Consider the following 14543-nt stretch of genomic DNA (forward strand, 5'->3'; position numbering starts at 1 on the left):
TCCCGGCGTGGGGCTGACACAGGTGGTGAAGCACCGCCAGGGCCGGCGAGTGGTCAAAGTCGAAGTGCGCCACCGCTTCGGGCCTGCTCCCGAGTGCCCCCACACGGTGCACCAGGAGCGGCTGAACGGGGTGTTGCGCGATCGGCTGGCTTGCCTGACGAGAAAGACCCACGCCTTTGCGAAGCGGCGGCGGACTTGGGATGCAGCGGTGGAGCTCGGCCTGTTCGAGCACAACTGGATGCGGCCCCATACCGCACTACGTCAGGAGCGGACAGGTCTACCGGGCGGGCGGCGCTACGTTCGGCGCTCGCCGGCGATGGCCATCGGGTTGAGCGACCACGTCTGGTCGTGGACCGAATTCCTCATCCTGTCGGTCTATCACTGAACAATGGGGCTGCTACCCGCCCCCGGCATAATCCGTGAAAATCTTTACATGTTTTACGCCTATACTTGAAATTAATAGTCTATCTATTTATCTTTTCGTTGCTTAGGGCGCGCGGGCAACATCCCGGGAGGCGCACGCCGCCGCGCTTGAAGCTTCTCGGGAAACACCGCGAGCTTCACCTCAGCCTGGGCCCGCGCGATCAGGCAACTCCCCGCAGGAAGAACTCAAGCACGCTGACAAGCCCTCTTACCCATTTGTGCCCATCCTCACCACTGCGGACTGTCCGGGTCCGCTGGCCTAAAGTGATATGCCTAATTTACTGACATTCCGAGAAGTCATGATGGCGTTAGCCGTCTACGCGCGGGGGAACGCGCGAGAGGCAGCCCTGTGCGTGTCTGGCCAGAGCGCGACGAAGGCAAGCCTCAAAGCGATCGCGGTGTCGGGGCACAGGGAGTACGAGAGTGCCATGACAAGCCTGCTGCAACGCCGTGCCGGTCAGCTCCAAGGGAGTGTCGTTTACCTGACTCAGGAGCCGTCGAAGATGGATCTGGGAATGGCTTGGCGCGAAGGGCTATATGGTGTGGTGTACCTGAAGGGGGAGAACCTAAAGGCGGTGAAGGTCGACAACGCCAGTGCGAGTGCGAACTTCCCGGAACTGGACGTTTCCCAGGTAGATAATTGGAAGTGTCCTCACATGTGGCACGGAAAAAACGAGTTCTTCAGCTTGCCCCCGGCTCTCCAGAGCTATCTCTCGCACGATGTGTCCCAGTGGTACTCTAACACCTGTAAGGATTCTAGGGATCACACTGAATGGTGGCGCAAAATGCTATTTGAGTATCAGTCCTGCCCCGTGCAGCAGGGTCGACCGTCAACCCTGAACTTGGCGGTAAGGGCAGACGTGCTTGCTGGTCAGCGTGCACATCCCGGGCTTCCTGGACGGACAGCAGACACCATATACATGGCCCTTGCGTACGCGCTGGTCGGGAGAGTCTGGTGCGACCGGAATCTTGTCTTCGAACCACGAACAGAAGCCGGCATCGGTCGGGGGCACAATGTCGGGGCACTGCTGGTGAGTCCGAAGAACCGGATCCTGGCTTGGGGGGTGAACCTGTCGACCACCTTGAACAACGCGACGTACCATGCCGAGACGGTGATGATCCAGAACTACTTGGAAAGGACTGGAAATAAGGCGCTCCCGGAAGACTCGAAGATCTACACCACGCTGCAGCCTTGCTACATGTGCGCAGGCTTCATCGCCACCGTGGGAAAAACGGTCAAGGTCGTTTATGGACAGGTGGACGCGGTTGGCGGCGGTCCCTTGCAGGCGGTGCAGAGCACGAGTCAGTATCTGAGGAATGTAAATTACGATACGGGCACAGAACTCAAAACCCGTCTTGACGCCGACCTCAAAGCGGGAAGAGTCAAAGGGGTGATTGATTTCCTATACACTGCGAAGGCGCGGGAAGTCCTTAACCAAGCGGAGAAACGCCCGGCAACGCTGCAGAAGATATTGACCCATCTGAGCGAGAGCCCACCGTCTTACGCGGACTTGCCCAAGCACCTGCAGCACCTGGATCTCGCCAGGAAGCCGAAGCAGCAGGGGCCGAGAATAAGGCCCGAGATTTCACCCACCGAACCCATGTTAGCCGCCCTGAAGGACGGCATGGATTTGCTGGAGGGGATACGGAAAGTCGGTACCATTCCTTGACTGCATGGCGGGCGCGATGCATTGGTTCTATCACGCTCGCTGTCGGCGACATCATCATCCTGGTCAAGAAGTACCATCATGTTCGACGAGTACAAGGAGAAGCGGTACGCGTCGCCGCGCTGCTCAAGCGCATGGTTTCGCTGGGCTACTTTGGCCGCAAGAGCGGCAAGGGCTTCTACGACTACTCCGGCGAAAAGCCGGTCCCCATGCCGCTGGTGTGATCGGCCGGCACGTCGGGTGATGGATGAGGGGCGCCGCGGGTTGCGGCGCCCCTTTCGTGTCTGCGGCCCGTGCGCAGCGCGAACTCCGAATCGAAGGAGTTCCATGACATCTGCCGAATCGTGCTTATCTCGGCGCGGCTACAATCTGCTGATCGGACGGACTTGCCTCGATGCCCGAGTGGCTTATCGACAGGATCAAGCGTACCTGCGGCACCTCCTGGCGCACATGGAAGCACGTCAGGTGTCCTCTTGCTCCTCCCATCCCTCGCGGACCACTTCGTACAGTGCGGCGCAGGCGGCGGCGAGGGAGAGGGCGGCCAGGTAGCCGCCCAGCACGTCCGACGCCCAGTGCTTCTCCACCAGCACCCGGCCGCCGGCCGTGGCCAGCGGTACCGCCGCTGCCGCCGCAGCCGCGGTGCCCGGCCGCGCGATGCCCTCGCGCGTCGCCACGTACGCGGTGGTGAGCGCCACCGCGCCCGGCCCAAAGGCGTGGCCGCTGGGGAATACGGGCTTGTTGCGCGAGCGATGGCCCGGCGGCGCCGGCGGCTGGGGCAGGACCACGTCGAACGTGGGGTTCAGCGCGGTCGCCACGGCGCCGGCCAGCATTACGGCGCCCGCGCCCGTCCACCGCGAACGCGAGCCGCGCTCGCCCGGCGCGCGCAGCAGCCACGCGGACGCGGCGAGCGCAGCGGGGACGTACGTCCACCACTTGCCCGCGGGCGAAGCGGCCTCGGCGGCGTCGCGCGCGGGATGGCCCCGCGGGGCGCGCGTGCGTCTGCGCAGGGCATCGTCCACGTTCGCCGTTTCGCGATGGGCCGCGGCCAACGCCAACCGGCCAAACGCCGCTGCCGCCACTGCCGCAACGCCCGCGAGCGCAAGCGCGTGCCGTCCGGCTTCTTTCTCGTTCGTCTCTCGATCTCTGCTCATGCGTCCGCCGCGTTGCGACTTCCGAGCCATCCGAGGTCAGCCGGCGCAGCGGGAGCGGGATGCCTTTGAGGACCTCAGAGACTGCTGGGCTACTTCGGCCGCAAGAGCGGGAAGGGCTTCTACGACGGCTCCGGCGAGAAGCCGGTCCCCATGCCGCTGGTCTGATCGCGGCGGGTACGGGTGGATGACGACGAGGGGCGTCGCGGGTTGCGGCGCCCCTCTCGTGCGTTTAACGTCTGAACTCCTGAGCTTTTTGCCGACTTTGTTTGTCTCTGCCGCTGCTCACCCATCATCTATCATCTGCCGTGAGCTTCCAAGCAACAGTTTACAAGATTTTGATCGCTTCTCCTGGTGATCTTCAGGAGGAACGAAGCATCATCGAGGAAGTGGTGCACACGTGGAATGCTTCACATGCGGCGGCAGACGGCATCGTGCTGCTTCCCGTTCGATGGGAAACGCATTCGGTGCCGGAGTATGGTGATCGCCCTCAAGCGATTCTGAACCGGCGCCTCGTTTCCGAATGCGATCTCCTCGTTGGAGCCTTCTGGACGCGCGTAGGGACCCCAACCGGTGGATTCGAATCCGGAACGGTCGAAGAGATCGAGCAGTTCACCAAGACGGGCAAGCCGGCACTCCTGTATTTCTCGTCTCGGCAGATCGATCCTGACCGCGTAGACCTGGATCAGTTGAAGCGTGTTCGGGAACTGCGGTCACGGGTAGAGAAAGAGGCGCTGATCGCCCAGTTCTCCTCGCCAACCGAACTTGAATCCAAGCTCACACGGCACCTGGTCGCACAGGTGCAGCGGCTTCGTTCCGAGTTATCCCAAGTTCCTGCTCGACCGATCCGGGTTGCACGGCTCGTGACACCGGCGGATCCAGAGGCTGGGCAGCAGCCCACCAGCGGAAACCGACAGAGGCTCGATGCGCAGGCGCTCGGTGCGTTGTATGCGGATTATTGGGAGAAGTTTAGTGAGACACTTCGCCGTTCTGATGTTCAACTGAGCCCGCCTTCGCCTACAACACGCAATTACGCTCGGCTGTCCTTACGGAGCAGCCACATGCGACTTAATGTATTTGCCAGCGTACGCGATCGGTTAATCGGTGTGGAGTTGATCTTGAGACAACCAGAATGCACACCGATGTATGAGCAACTCCAAGCGGCTCGTGAGCAGATTGAGCAAGAACTCGCGCACAAAGTGGAGTGGAAAGAACCTCCTCGCAGCTATCGGATCGCGCTGTTTGAAAGGGGATTCGACCTCTTGGATCGCGCGGACTGGGACCGGCAGCACATCTGGCTGGTCGACAAGCTGGAACGATATCAGCAGGTTCTGCTCAAGCGGATCGAGGTTCGCCGGTAAAGCAAAAGCGGGGCGATGGAAGAAGAGGTGCGTAGAGGCCGCCAGGTTTCCGAAGACGAGTATCGGCGTGTGATTATCGCGCGGAAGGCGGTGCGGGATTCGGCGCTGGACAACCGGGGCGGCATCGGCGAGGTGGAGCGCTGGCTTACGCCGCAGGGGGAAGTCTGCGCGTACCTGTTCGTCCGCTACTGGAAGGGCGAGCACGACTACGACTACTACGTGGTCGGCGGATCGACGGACGATTGAAGACGGGCGCCGCGGCTGCGGCGCCCGACTTCGTTCACACAGGTCTGTGATGAAGAGCCAGCCCGGTCCAGCGAAATGGCCGGTGCGGAACGGATGGCCCGCCCAGGAATCGAAAGTCTTTCAAAAACATATACTTACGTGGTTTTGTCGCCGATCACGCCGACACTCGGCCTCATGGCTGGGGAACAAACGGCGTCGCGACTGGCCGCGGTTCCTGTTTTCTGGAATTTTTCTCGCCGGACGCCTTGCTGGGTGATGCGTAGGTACGCATTCTGCAAAGGGTTACGGGCACAGAACGCCGCCCGGGGTGGGAGGCGACAAGGTGGGGAAACCCGGAATTGGGAGGGGACGATGAAGAAGCTGACGCTGAATCTGGACGCGCTGAAGGTGGAGCAGTTCGAGACGACCGAACGGCGCCAGGGTTCGCGCGGAACGGTGATGGGCGCCGACGCGTTCATGACGGGTCCGGAGAACTGCGTCACCATCTCCTGCGGTGACTCGGTGCACCAGTCCTGCGAGCTGTTCTACTGAGGCCGGTGGGCCACGGCCGCCGCACGTGCGGCCCGGCTGGGGCCCATCAAGCCATCTCGCATGACGGTGGGAGGGCGCCGCGGATGCGGCGCCCTCCGCGTTGACTGATCTTCCGCCGGGTGCCCCGGCGGAACGAGCCGACATCCGGACCGGGAGGGGACGATGAAGAAGCTGACGCTGGACGCGGAGGCGCTGGAGGTGGAGAGCTTTTCGACGGCCGCACCGCACGAGTCGCGCGGCACCGTCGTGGGCGCAGACGGCTCGACCATCCCTCCGTACTGCTTCACCTTTACCTGCGGCGATTCGCAGGTCCGGCCCTGCCAGGCCAACTGAGCCGGCGCCACACGTGATCGGGCAGGGGAACGACGGAGATGGGAAGGGCGCCGCGGATGCGGCGCCCTTCGTATTCAGCGTCTGGCGCACCGCGGCCGCGCCCCTGAAGTTGTGGGATCTGTCGTATCGCCCGATTTCCCCCACCGCAAAGGACGACGGATGAGCGAACCATCGGCCGCATCGCCGATCCACGAGGTGTTCATCTACCTCTGCGTGCGCGGCGGGGATGCCGCCATCGACTTCTACACCCGGGTGTTCGATGCCCGCGAGACGTTTCGCCTGCAGGAGCCGGGCGGACGCGTGGGCCACGCGGAGCTCCAGCTGGGGCCCGTGACCCTGATGCTGGCCGACGAGCACCCGGAGGCCGGCATCCTGAGCCCGCTGGCGTTCGGCGGCACCGGCAGCCGGGTGCACCTGCACGTGGACGACGTCGACGTGCTCGCCAAACGGGCGGTGGACGCCGGCGCCGCCCTCGTCTTTGGCCCCGCCGACCAGCCGCACGGCGAGCGGCAGTGCCGCCTGCGCGACCCGTTCGGGCACGAGTGGCTGCTGGGCCATCCCGTCGGCGAGCCGCTGAGCCAGCACGAGATGCGGCGGCGGTACGAGGCGCAGGCGGCTGAGTAGGTGAAGAGGTGAAGAGGTGAAGAGGTGAAGAGGTGAAGAGGTGAAGAGGTGAAGAGGTGAAGAGGTGAAGAGGTGAAGAGGTGAAGGGGTGGAGGGGTGGAGGGGTGGAGGGGTGAAGGGGTGAAGGGGTGAAGGGGTGAAGGGGTGAAGGGGCGCTGTCGGTCGCGCGCGGAACTCGAGTCCGATCTCCCAAAGCGACGAGGGGCGCGCCCGCATGGACGCGCCCCTCGCTGTCATGGAGCGACGGCGTGTGGAACGGAGCCGCCGGTCAGGCGCCGCCGACCACGTGGCCGCCGTCGTAAGAGCCCACCAGCCAGTCCATCGCCTCGGCCTCGGTGTCGAACAGGCGCATTCCCTGGCCGGAGAACCGCGCGACGACGTCGGCCAGGAACCGCTTGAAGCCGCTCACCCCGATCACCGCCTGCTTCTTGACGTGCGAATTGGTGAGCTTAGCGCTCTCCTTGAACAGCTCCACGGCGGGCCCGGACGCCACCGTGTTGCGCATGTCCACCAGGATGAGGGCGGATGCGGCCGGCTCCTTGATGATGTCGCGGTCGGCGGCCTCGACCTCGGCGCGAAGGGCGTTCACGTCGGACTTGAAGTTCGAGAAGTCACAGTACATGACCCGCGCGCCCTTGTACGTCGTCCACCTGGATTTCATGTTCCTGTCCAGCGATGCGGAAGGGAGGTTCGATACACCTTGCGACAACTCCCGTATATTTTCGAAGAGAGCGCAGTAAGCAAACGCATCCGGGGCAAAAGCACAAGTGGCGCGAGGCGCTGATTGCCTCCAAACTCCAATTCATACGGAATCGACGGGATCAACTGGCACCAACGAAGCGGCGGGAGGCCCGCCGCGGGCCCCCCGCCGATCCGCACCGCACCCGCCGTCCGCAGGATGCTACCGCGCCGCGGGCTCCGTTTGCGCCACACGCGTCTCGAAGGCCGCCAGGTCGCGCTCCAGCCGCCACTGCAGCCGCGCCCGCGGGCTCCCCGCGATGAACCGGCGGCAGCGGGCGCCCTCCCATCCACCGGCGCACGCGGGGGCCGGCGTCAGCGTCTTCAGGTCGCGCCACAGCGGCTCGCCCTGGATGAAGGCGTGCTGCAGCGACGTGCGCGCCATCATCTTGAGCGCCGGGTAGCCCAGGCTCTGGTCGCGCACGGCCTTCAGGTACTCCCGCGTCATCTCCGAGCGCGACACGCCCTCGTCGTCCGTCGCCAGCGCCACGGGGACGCCCGCCGCCATGTACGCGCGCAGCGGGTGCGCCGCGCCGCGCACGCCCAGGATCAGGTCGTTGCTGCTCAGGGCGATCTCCACCATCACCCCGCGCCGCGCCATCTCGGCCATCAGCTCCCGCGCGCTGTCCTCGTGCATCACGTCCACGCCGTGGCCAATGCGGTGGGCGCCGGCCACCCTCACCGCCTCGCGGATGTGAAAGCGCAGCCCCTCCGGCGGCACCAGCCCCGGCGCCAGCTCGCCCGCGTGCAGCGTCACGCGCACGTCCGGGTACACGCCGCGCAGGTAGCGGATCATGCGCATCTGCAGCGAGTAGTCGCGCATCGACACCTCGCCGTCCTCCGGCTGCACCAGGTTCAGCCCCACCACCCTGGGATTGGAGCTCGCCATCAGGAACCCGAGCAGGATCTGGGCGAACGCCTGCTGCGGCGGGCTGCCGCGCGACACCTGGTACAGCCACCGCACCTGCACCTGGCACCCGGCCTGGGGCTGCGCCGTCCCGCACCCCAGCACCGTGTCGCGGCGCGCCTCCACGCTGTCCAGCCGGGCCCCCGCCGCGCGCGCCACCGCCGGCAGCCCCAGCGCCAGCAGCGTGTCGCGCATCCGCCCGAAGTCCTCCGTCCACCCGGCCGCGTCGCCCAGGGTGCGGGCGGCGCGGCGGTCCGGCGTCATCATCAGCTCCAGGTAGGTGACGCGGCCCAGGATCGCGCGCGTGGCGGCCTCGGCCAGCATGTCGCCCACGCGGCGGTCGGTGGAGTTGAACCGGCCAAAGGTCGAGAAGAACTGGTCGTGGCCGCTGATGCGCGTGCTGTCCCAGTTGCGCATGGACATGGCGTCCACCAGCCGCGCGTACAGCCCCGACGTGTCCGGCACCTGCACCGCCGGCCGCAGCGTGTCGGACAGCGTGCACGAGCGGGCCAGGATCGCCAGCCGCCGGGCGTCGACGCACAGCCCGTCCTCCGCGGCCCAGCGCAGGTAGCTTTCGGCGTACACGGCGCCCGACAGGTGGCTGTGCAGGTCGCCGCCCTTGGGCATCTCGCGGATGAAGATGCCCAGCGCCCGCGGATCGCCGCGCACCGCGTCCATGTACCGCGACGCCCGCTCCTCCGCGCCGCCCTGCGCCGCCGCCGCGGCGGGGATGAGCATGAGCGCCGCCACGAAGGCCGGCAGGAGGCGACGCGGCCGGGCGGCGTGCCGGCGGGATGGAAGAAGAGGGGTCATCGTGGAAACTGGATCGGAGAGAGGGCGCGGACCGTCCGTGCGCCCTGGCGCGTGTCGTGGGCGCAAGCTACGTCTCCCCCGCCGGACGGGAAAGCCTGGCGCGCACGGGCGATCCGCGCGCTATGTTGTACGCGCGAACCCGCCGGATGCGTAAAAACCCCTCCTCCCAGGGTGTGAGAAAATGAACGGAGTCCATGCCCCCCGCCCGCGCCGGCAGGCGTCTCCCCGCGGCGGCATCGCCTGCCTGGCCGCGCTGGCGCTGCTCTCCGGCTGCCTGAACACGTACCGCACCGGCCCCGTGCCGGGGACGGACGCCAACCAGGAGACGCAGATTCCGCTGGGCCAGACGCGCACCTTCGACGAGGAGCGCCTGGCCATCGGCTTTGGGCGGGTGATGGAGGACTCGCGCTGCCCCACGGACGCGCAGTGCATCCGGGCCGGCAACGCGATGGTCGGGCTGGTGCTGCAGGAGCGCGGCGAGGCCACCCGCAGCGTAGAGCTGAACACCGGCCAAGATCCCCGGCGCGTGAGCCACGAAGGCTACATCATCGAGGTGGTGGGCCTGGACCCGTCCCCCACCACCGCCGGCGCGCCCGACCCCGACAGCTACGTCGTCCGCCTGCGCGTGACCCGTGGGTAGTGGAGAGGGATGTGTCGCTCATAGCACACAATCCGCGATTTGTAGCTCATAGCCGACATCCGGATCCCGGCCGACATGAAGCCCCGCGCAGTTTGCGGGGCTTCCCGCTTTGGTTGCGGCGGCTTCAGCCGCTCCGCGGCCGATCACGAGAAGCTTGACGAGCGCGGGGCCGCTCCGCATCTGTTCCGCATTCCGCACATCATCATCCGCATCACCCTCCCCGGAGCACCCCATGGTCCGCAGCTTCATCGCCATCGCCGCCGGCTTCGTCCTCACGGGCGCACTGAACGTGGGCACCAACCTGCTGCTCTCGCGTGCCGCGCCGGATCTCATCCCGCCGCCGGGCACGCCCGTCACCAACCCGGCCGCGCTGGTGCTGGTGTGCGCGTACGTGGCGGTCTACGGCATCCTGGGATGCTACGTCACCGGGCGGCTGGCCCCGTCACGCCCCATGCTGCACGCGCTGGTGATGGGCGCCCTCGCGCTGGCGATGAGCATCCCCATGACGATCGGCGCGTGGAACGATGCGCCCGCGTGGTTCAACGTCTACAACCTGCTGGCGGTGATGCCGTACGCCTGGATCGGCGGGCGGCTGGCGGAGCGCGGCGGCGCCGCACAGCCGAGGGTGGCCGCGGCGTCCTGACCGCCATCCACCGGACGAACACGACGAAGTCGCGGACCTGCACCGGTCCGCGGCTTCGTCGCGTCTGCCCGTCGTCCGCCGCTAGCGCACCTCGGCTCCAACGCGCTGGTAGACCTCGCGCGAAAGCTGCTCGGTCAGGGCGCGGGACAGCTCGCGCATCAGGTCGCCGCGCGCGTCGTCGCGCCGGCTGGGGTCGAACAGCCGCCGGTCGTCGTCCGAAAGGAGCAGCTGGCGCCAGTCGCCCGGGTAGTCGGCCTCGCGATAGGCGCGCGACGCCTGCGGCACCACCTGGTCGCGCGAGACGATGCGGCGGTCGGCCACCGCCACCACCACCGTGCGCACCCGCGCCCACGCCTCGCGCCGCCCCGAGCGGACGACGAACGCCGTGTCCGCGCCGGTGCGCGTGCGGACGGCGCGGCGCTCGCGCTGCGGGTCCGGCTCGGTGACGGCCACGCTGTCGATCTCCACCATCACCACCAGGTCGGCGCCCACCGCGCGGCCCAGGCGCGCCGCCTCGGAGGTGTAGCCCAGGTCGTCCAGGCGGTTGCGACGGGCCTGGCGGCGCACCTCGCGCGGGTCCACCACCTCCACGAAGGCCGGCGGACGGGTCCACGCGCCGGCCTCCAGCTCGTTCTCCACGTCGCGCAGGAACGACGCGGGAAGCGCCTGCTCCGCCCCCGGCGCCGCGGCGATCGGGAGCACCGCCACGCGCAGCGTCCCCTCGTCCAGCGCGTACTGCTGCGCCTCGACCAGCCGCTCCATCCCCGGGAACTGCCGGCCCAGGGCGTTGATGGCGCGCTCCGCCACCTGGTACGCGCCGCGGTGGCGCCCGGCGGCGGCCTCGCGCTCCATCCACGCCGAGTACGTCTCCAGCCGCGCCTCGTCCGCCCCGCGCCGCTGCTCGGCGGAGGGCTGCCAGCGAGACACGCGCTCCAGCCGCCCCAGCGCGTCATCGAACTGCCCGGACTGCGCCAGCCGTGCGCTGTAGCCGACGGTTCCGTCGATGGCCGCGTCCAGCCGGGCGCGGCGGTACTGCGCGTAGTCCGCCGGGACGGCCAGCTCCACGCCCACCGACGCCACGTCGCGGCGAAGCGCGTCAAGCCGCAGCAGCCCTTCGGCCGCGTCGTCGTAGTAGCCGGCGGACGAGGCGGCGTCGGATTCGCGCAGGTACTGCTCCACGGCCAGGCGCCCGCTCTCCTGCAGGCGCGTCCGTGCATCCGCCAGGCTGGGGTCGCGGCGCAGGGCGTCCACGTAGCGGCGGGCGGCCTCGGCGGGGCGGCCGCGCTCCTCCAGCTTCAGCCCCTGCTCCAGGCGCTTGTTGGCCGACATGCAGCCGGCGGCCGTACAGAGCGGCAGCAGCGCGGCCAGCACGGCCGCACGGCGAAGGCAGGTATGGATTCTCATCGGTGGGATTCCGTCGTGCGGTGGGAAGATGAACCGCGTCAAACTATCTCACCCCATACGCGGATGTCGAGATCCTTTGTTCCACGGTTCCCCGCGAATCCGCCGCATGCGGGATGTGGATGCTTCACGTCCCGTCCCTTCCACCGCCTTCTCCCACTCCGCGCGGGTGATGCGGTACACGCGCGGCAGGTGCCCCCTGAACTCCGCGGTCTTCCAGAGCGTCATCCCGTTCTTTTCCGCGACCCGGATGGATCCCGCGTTGTCCGGCAGGATCAGCGAGATGACGTGCGGTACGTCCAGCGTGCGAAACGCGTGGTCGCGGCTGGCGCGCGCCGCCTCGGTGGCGTAGCTGCGGCCCCAGAACTCCGGCGCCAGCGCGTAGCCCACCTCCACGTGCCGCTCGCCGTCTACCTGTTGCGAAAGCAGGCCGCAGCGCCCCAGCAGCCGCCTGTCCTCCTTGCGGACCGTCGCCCACAGCCCAAAGCCGTGGCGCGCGTAGTACGCCGGCCACGTCTCGCGCACCTTCTGCCAGTACGCCTCTCGGGGCGGGGGAGGGCCGCCGATGAAGCGGTTCATCCGCCGGTCCTGGTACATCTGGAACAGCGCCTCGTGGTCCGCGTCGGTGAGCTCGCGGAGCAGCAGGCGCGGCGTTTCGATGACGGTCATGACGCGGCAGGTGGAGGTGAGCACGGCTCAGCGTTTCCGCGGCCTTTTGCGCCGCCGCGGACGCCGTTATCCTTCGGCGTGCGCGCCCCTCGCGCAAGCGTTTTTCCCCGCAGCACGGGCAGGACGGATGGACCAGTCGGACGATCGCCGCTGGGAGCTGGCGAACGCGGTTACGCACGGCGCCGGCGTGGTGGCCGCGCTGGCGGGCGGCGTGGTGCTGATCGTGTTTTCCGCCCTGTACGGCGGCACGCGCGAGATCCTGACCACCGCCGTCTTCAGCCTTACCATGGTGCTGCTGTACACCGCGTCGACGCTGTACCACGCCGCCCGCACCCCGGCCGTCAAGGCGCGGCTCAAGGTGTTCGACCACTGCGCCATCTACCTGCTCATCGCCGGCTCTTACACCCCCGTTACGCTGCTGGGGCTGCGCGGCGGCTGGGGGTGGGGCCTGTTCGGCGTGGCGTGGGGGCTGGCGGTGGCGGGCGTGGTGTTCAAGCTGTTCTTCACCGGCCGCTTTCCCCGCGTCTCCACCGCCATCTACGTGGGGATGGGGTGGATGGCGATGGTGGCTATCGGCCCCATGCTGGAGCGCCTGTCCACCGCGACGCTGGCCTGGCTGATCGCCGGCGGCCTTACGTACACCGCCGGCACCGTGTTCTACCACAACCGCCGCCCGTACGCGCACGCCGTGTGGCACCTGTTCGTGCTGGGAGGCAGCATCTGCCACTTCGCCGCCGTGCTGACGCAGGTGCTCCCCCCCGGTCCTACGTGACCCGCTGAAGGCGAACGCCGACGCATGACCGCCATCCGAATCCGCCCGCGAGGACCCTCCTCGCGGGCGGATTCGCGTTTCCCACCCCGAACCCGCCACAGCCGCTTCCAAAGTGGTCGGGCCCGGATCTCCGTTGACCCGAATATCGGAATGGAGTATAATCGTGGCAGAGAGGAAACACGTCGAATGGATCGGGCCTGCGCAGCGGGAACTGCAAGACTTTCCTCCCGCGGCCCGACAACTTGCGGGGGTGAACCTGCGCCTGGTGCAGAACGGCCTCGATCCGGACGACTGGAAGCCGATGGAAGGCGTCGGGCCGGGTGCGCGCGAGATCCGGGTCCGCACCTTCGACGGTGGGACGTTGCAGCATCGGGTGATCTATGTCGCGAAGTTCCCCGAAGCGGTGTACGTGCTCCACGCGTTCGAGAAGAAGAGCGCGCAGACGCCGCAGCACCACGTCGAGGTCGCGGCCGCTCGATACCGGCAGTTGCTGTCCAGGCGCAATCCACTGGCTCAGAACAAGCGAGGTTCGTGATGAAGGACAGCGTGATGCCGGTGGAGGCCGACATCGTCGAGCACGTCACGCCCGCGGATGGCAACATCTTCCTCGACCTGGGCTTTGAGCCGGAAGAAGCCGAAAACCTGCGCGTCCGCTCCGACCTGATGATTCAGATCATCCGGATGATTCGTGACCGCGGACTGAAGCAGAAGCAGGCCGCGGCGTTGTTCGGCGTGTCGCAGCCGCGCATCAGTGAGTTGAAGCGCGGCAACATCGACGAGTTCAGCATCGATTCGCTCGTCAACATGCTGGGCCACGCCGGGATCAGGATCGACGTGAGCTTCAGGGCGGTGGAAGAACCGGCCGGCGAGGCGGCGGAGCCGGCTCGCGCGGCGGCGTTGTAGCCGGGCCGCCGCCACGGCTTGACAGAACGGCCGGATGTGGCGAAATTGGCTGTCTTGTTTTGGAAATCGGGGTCTCCCCGTTCGTGCAACGGAGTTCACACAACATGTACGCCATCATCCGCACCGGCGGCAAGCAGTTCCGGGCCGAGCCGGGCAAGACGCTTCGCATTCCGTCCGTCGACACCGCGCCCGGCGAGACGCTGCGCTTCGAGGACGTGCTGCTCGGAGCCGACGGCGACACGGTCAAGATCGGTGCGCCGGGAGTTTCGGGCGCGTCGGTGACGGCCGAGGTCGTACGCCACGGCAAGGGCGAGAAGATCATCATCTTCAAGCACAAGCGCCGCAAGAACTACCGCCGCAAGCAGGGGCACCGTCAGAAGTTCACTGAGGTTCGCGTCGGCGAGATCAACCTCGGCTAAAGGAGAGCAGCCATGGCACACAAGAAGGGCGGCGGCTCGACCCGCAACGGGCGCGACTCCAACGCGCAGCGCCTCGGGGTCAAGCGCTTCGGTGGCGAGCGGGTGCTCGCCGGCAACATCATCATCCGTCAGCGCGGCACCCGGTTCCACCCGGGCGCCAACGTGGGCATCGGCAGCGACGACACCCTGTTCGCCCTGGTGGACGGCAGCGTGCAGTTCGGCCGCAAGGACAAGAAGCGCAAGAACGTCTCGGTCATTCCGTTCGAGGCGGTCGAGGTGGTGGTCGACATGGCCGCCGACTGACG

The 14543-nt window shown here is 67.2% G+C and carries 20 protein-coding genes; 15 read left to right on the top strand and 5 right to left on the bottom strand.

Annotated features, from left to right (window positions below; genetic code table 11):
- The 3 genes from VGC13_RS09115 to VGC13_RS33625 all read left to right on the top strand — a co-directional run.
- A partial coding sequence (locus tag VGC13_RS09115) for a hypothetical protein (protein ID WP_349264194.1) occupies positions 1-385 on the top strand: 385 nt, incomplete at its 5' end.
- A gap of 340 nt (positions 386-725) precedes the next feature.
- Positions 726-2093, top strand: coding sequence for a nucleoside deaminase (locus VGC13_RS09120; RefSeq protein ID WP_331124928.1), 1368 nt, complete (start codon positions 726-728; stop codon positions 2091-2093).
- Entirely contained in the window at positions 2090-2314 is a 225-nt protein-coding gene (locus VGC13_RS33625; protein WP_331124929.1) for a 3-hydroxyacyl-CoA dehydrogenase family protein, read from the top strand. Before VGC13_RS09120 ends, VGC13_RS33625 begins: the two co-directional genes overlap by 4 nt.
- Before the next feature lie 237 nt (positions 2315-2551).
- Here the strand turns inward: VGC13_RS33625 and VGC13_RS09130 are convergent, their stop codons facing one another.
- A complete protein-coding gene (locus VGC13_RS09130; protein ID WP_331124930.1) occupies positions 2552-3109 on the bottom strand; it encodes a phosphatase PAP2 family protein in 558 nt (185 codons plus the stop codon).
- Between the two features lie 437 nt (positions 3110-3546).
- Between VGC13_RS09130 and VGC13_RS09135 the strand changes: the two genes are divergently transcribed.
- The 5 genes from VGC13_RS09135 to VGC13_RS09155 all read left to right on the top strand — a co-directional run bounded on the left by VGC13_RS09135 (position 3547) and on the right by VGC13_RS09155 (position 6333).
- Positions 3547-4599: a DUF4268 domain-containing protein gene (locus VGC13_RS09135; protein ID WP_331124931.1), complete on the top strand. Its 1053-nt coding sequence runs from the start codon at positions 3547-3549 to the stop codon at positions 4597-4599.
- A 69-nt stretch (positions 4600-4668) separates the two neighbouring features.
- Positions 4669-4845, top strand: a complete 177-nt coding sequence (locus VGC13_RS09140; RefSeq protein ID WP_331124932.1) for a hypothetical protein — start codon at positions 4669-4671, stop codon at positions 4843-4845.
- Between the two features lie 351 nt (positions 4846-5196).
- Complete coding sequence (locus VGC13_RS09145; protein ID WP_331124933.1) at positions 5197-5376, top strand: hypothetical protein; 180 nt, start codon at positions 5197-5199, stop codon at positions 5374-5376.
- Between the two features lie 162 nt (positions 5377-5538).
- The gene (locus VGC13_RS09150; protein WP_331124934.1) at positions 5539-5709 is read left to right on the top strand and encodes a hypothetical protein; all 171 of its coding nucleotides are present in this window, start codon (positions 5539-5541) and stop codon (positions 5707-5709) included.
- 159 nt (positions 5710-5868) lie between these two features.
- Entirely contained in the window at positions 5869-6333 is a 465-nt protein-coding gene (locus tag VGC13_RS09155) for a VOC family protein (protein WP_331124935.1), read from the top strand.
- A gap of 268 nt (positions 6334-6601) precedes the next feature.
- Here VGC13_RS09155 and VGC13_RS09160 read toward each other — a convergent pair whose 3' ends face one another.
- Entirely contained in the window at positions 6602-6994 is a 393-nt protein-coding gene (locus VGC13_RS09160) for an STAS/SEC14 domain-containing protein (RefSeq protein WP_331124936.1), read from the bottom strand.
- A gap of 240 nt (positions 6995-7234) precedes the next feature.
- Positions 7235-8791, bottom strand: coding sequence for a hypothetical protein (locus tag VGC13_RS09165; RefSeq protein WP_331124937.1), 1557 nt, complete (start codon positions 8789-8791; stop codon positions 7235-7237).
- Between the two features lie 181 nt (positions 8792-8972).
- Between VGC13_RS09165 and VGC13_RS09170 the strand changes: the two genes are divergently transcribed.
- Both VGC13_RS09170 and VGC13_RS09175 read left to right on the top strand, forming a co-directional pair.
- The gene (locus VGC13_RS09170) at positions 8973-9431 is read left to right on the top strand and encodes a hypothetical protein (RefSeq protein ID WP_331124938.1); all 459 of its coding nucleotides are present in this window, start codon (positions 8973-8975) and stop codon (positions 9429-9431) included.
- A gap of 232 nt (positions 9432-9663) precedes the next feature.
- Positions 9664-10074 (top strand): hypothetical protein, encoded by a 411-nt coding sequence (locus tag VGC13_RS09175; RefSeq protein ID WP_331124939.1) that lies wholly within the window; start codon positions 9664-9666, stop codon positions 10072-10074.
- Between the two features lie 81 nt (positions 10075-10155).
- On the opposite strand, the gene VGC13_RS09180 is transcribed toward VGC13_RS09175, so the two are convergent.
- Both VGC13_RS09180 and VGC13_RS09185 read right to left on the bottom strand, forming a co-directional pair.
- Entirely contained in the window at positions 10156-11478 is a 1323-nt protein-coding gene (locus tag VGC13_RS09180; protein WP_331124940.1) for a hypothetical protein, read from the bottom strand.
- Between the two features lie 48 nt (positions 11479-11526).
- Positions 11527-12144: a GNAT family N-acetyltransferase gene (locus VGC13_RS09185; protein ID WP_331124941.1), complete on the bottom strand. Its 618-nt coding sequence runs from the start codon at positions 12142-12144 to the stop codon at positions 11527-11529.
- 127 nt (positions 12145-12271) lie between these two features.
- Between VGC13_RS09185 and trhA the strand changes: the two genes are divergently transcribed.
- The 5 genes from trhA (at position 12272) to rpmA (ending at position 14541) form a co-directional block, all read left to right on the top strand.
- The gene (trhA, locus tag VGC13_RS09190; RefSeq protein ID WP_331124942.1) at positions 12272-12916 is read left to right on the top strand and encodes a PAQR family membrane homeostasis protein TrhA; all 645 of its coding nucleotides are present in this window, start codon (positions 12272-12274) and stop codon (positions 12914-12916) included.
- Between the two features lie 163 nt (positions 12917-13079).
- The gene (locus VGC13_RS09195; protein ID WP_331124943.1) at positions 13080-13451 is read left to right on the top strand and encodes a type II toxin-antitoxin system RelE/ParE family toxin; all 372 of its coding nucleotides are present in this window, start codon (positions 13080-13082) and stop codon (positions 13449-13451) included.
- The gene (locus tag VGC13_RS09200; protein ID WP_331124944.1) at positions 13451-13819 is read left to right on the top strand and encodes a helix-turn-helix domain-containing protein; all 369 of its coding nucleotides are present in this window, start codon (positions 13451-13453) and stop codon (positions 13817-13819) included. The genes VGC13_RS09195 and VGC13_RS09200 overlap by 1 nt, the downstream gene beginning before the upstream one ends.
- Before the next feature lie 104 nt (positions 13820-13923).
- The gene (gene rplU / locus VGC13_RS09205; RefSeq protein WP_331124945.1) at positions 13924-14238 is read left to right on the top strand and encodes a 50S ribosomal protein L21; all 315 of its coding nucleotides are present in this window, start codon (positions 13924-13926) and stop codon (positions 14236-14238) included.
- A gap of 12 nt (positions 14239-14250) precedes the next feature.
- Positions 14251-14541, top strand: coding sequence for a 50S ribosomal protein L27 (gene rpmA / locus VGC13_RS09210; protein WP_331124946.1), 291 nt, complete (start codon positions 14251-14253; stop codon positions 14539-14541).
- The last annotated feature ends 2 nt before the right edge of the window (positions 14542-14543 follow it).

The sequence above is a fragment of the Longimicrobium sp. genome (assembly GCF_036399255.1).
GTDB lineage: Bacteria > Gemmatimonadota > Gemmatimonadetes > Longimicrobiales > Longimicrobiaceae > Longimicrobium.

Excerpts from the sequence above, each read along its gene's own strand:
- rplU (WP_331124945.1), top strand. The coding sequence starts at position 13,924 with ATGTACGCCATCATCCGCACCGGCGGCAAGCAGTTCCGGGCCGAGCCG.
- VGC13_RS09120 (WP_331124928.1), top strand. The coding sequence starts at position 726 with ATGGCGTTAGCCGTCTACGCGCGGGGGAACGCGCGAGAGGCAGCCCTG.
- VGC13_RS09145 (WP_331124933.1), top strand. The coding sequence starts at position 5,197 with ATGAAGAAGCTGACGCTGAATCTGGACGCGCTGAAGGTGGAGCAGTTC.
- trhA (WP_331124942.1), top strand. The coding sequence starts at position 12,272 with ATGGACCAGTCGGACGATCGCCGCTGGGAGCTGGCGAACGCGGTTACG.
- VGC13_RS09180 (WP_331124940.1), bottom strand. The coding sequence starts at position 11,478 with ATGAGAATCCATACCTGCCTTCGCCGTGCGGCCGTGCTGGCCGCGCTG.
- VGC13_RS09155 (WP_331124935.1), top strand. The coding sequence starts at position 5,869 with ATGAGCGAACCATCGGCCGCATCGCCGATCCACGAGGTGTTCATCTAC.
- VGC13_RS09150 (WP_331124934.1), top strand. The coding sequence starts at position 5,539 with ATGAAGAAGCTGACGCTGGACGCGGAGGCGCTGGAGGTGGAGAGCTTT.
- VGC13_RS09160 (WP_331124936.1), bottom strand. The coding sequence starts at position 6,994 with ATGAAATCCAGGTGGACGACGTACAAGGGCGCGCGGGTCATGTACTGT.
- VGC13_RS09200 (WP_331124944.1), top strand. The coding sequence starts at position 13,451 with ATGAAGGACAGCGTGATGCCGGTGGAGGCCGACATCGTCGAGCACGTC.
- VGC13_RS09170 (WP_331124938.1), top strand. The coding sequence starts at position 8,973 with ATGAACGGAGTCCATGCCCCCCGCCCGCGCCGGCAGGCGTCTCCCCGC.
- VGC13_RS09185 (WP_331124941.1), bottom strand. The coding sequence starts at position 12,144 with ATGACCGTCATCGAAACGCCGCGCCTGCTGCTCCGCGAGCTCACCGAC.
- rpmA (WP_331124946.1), top strand. The coding sequence starts at position 14,251 with ATGGCACACAAGAAGGGCGGCGGCTCGACCCGCAACGGGCGCGACTCC.
- VGC13_RS09175 (WP_331124939.1), top strand. The coding sequence starts at position 9,664 with ATGGTCCGCAGCTTCATCGCCATCGCCGCCGGCTTCGTCCTCACGGGC.
- VGC13_RS09165 (WP_331124937.1), bottom strand. The coding sequence starts at position 8,791 with ATGACCCCTCTTCTTCCATCCCGCCGGCACGCCGCCCGGCCGCGTCGC.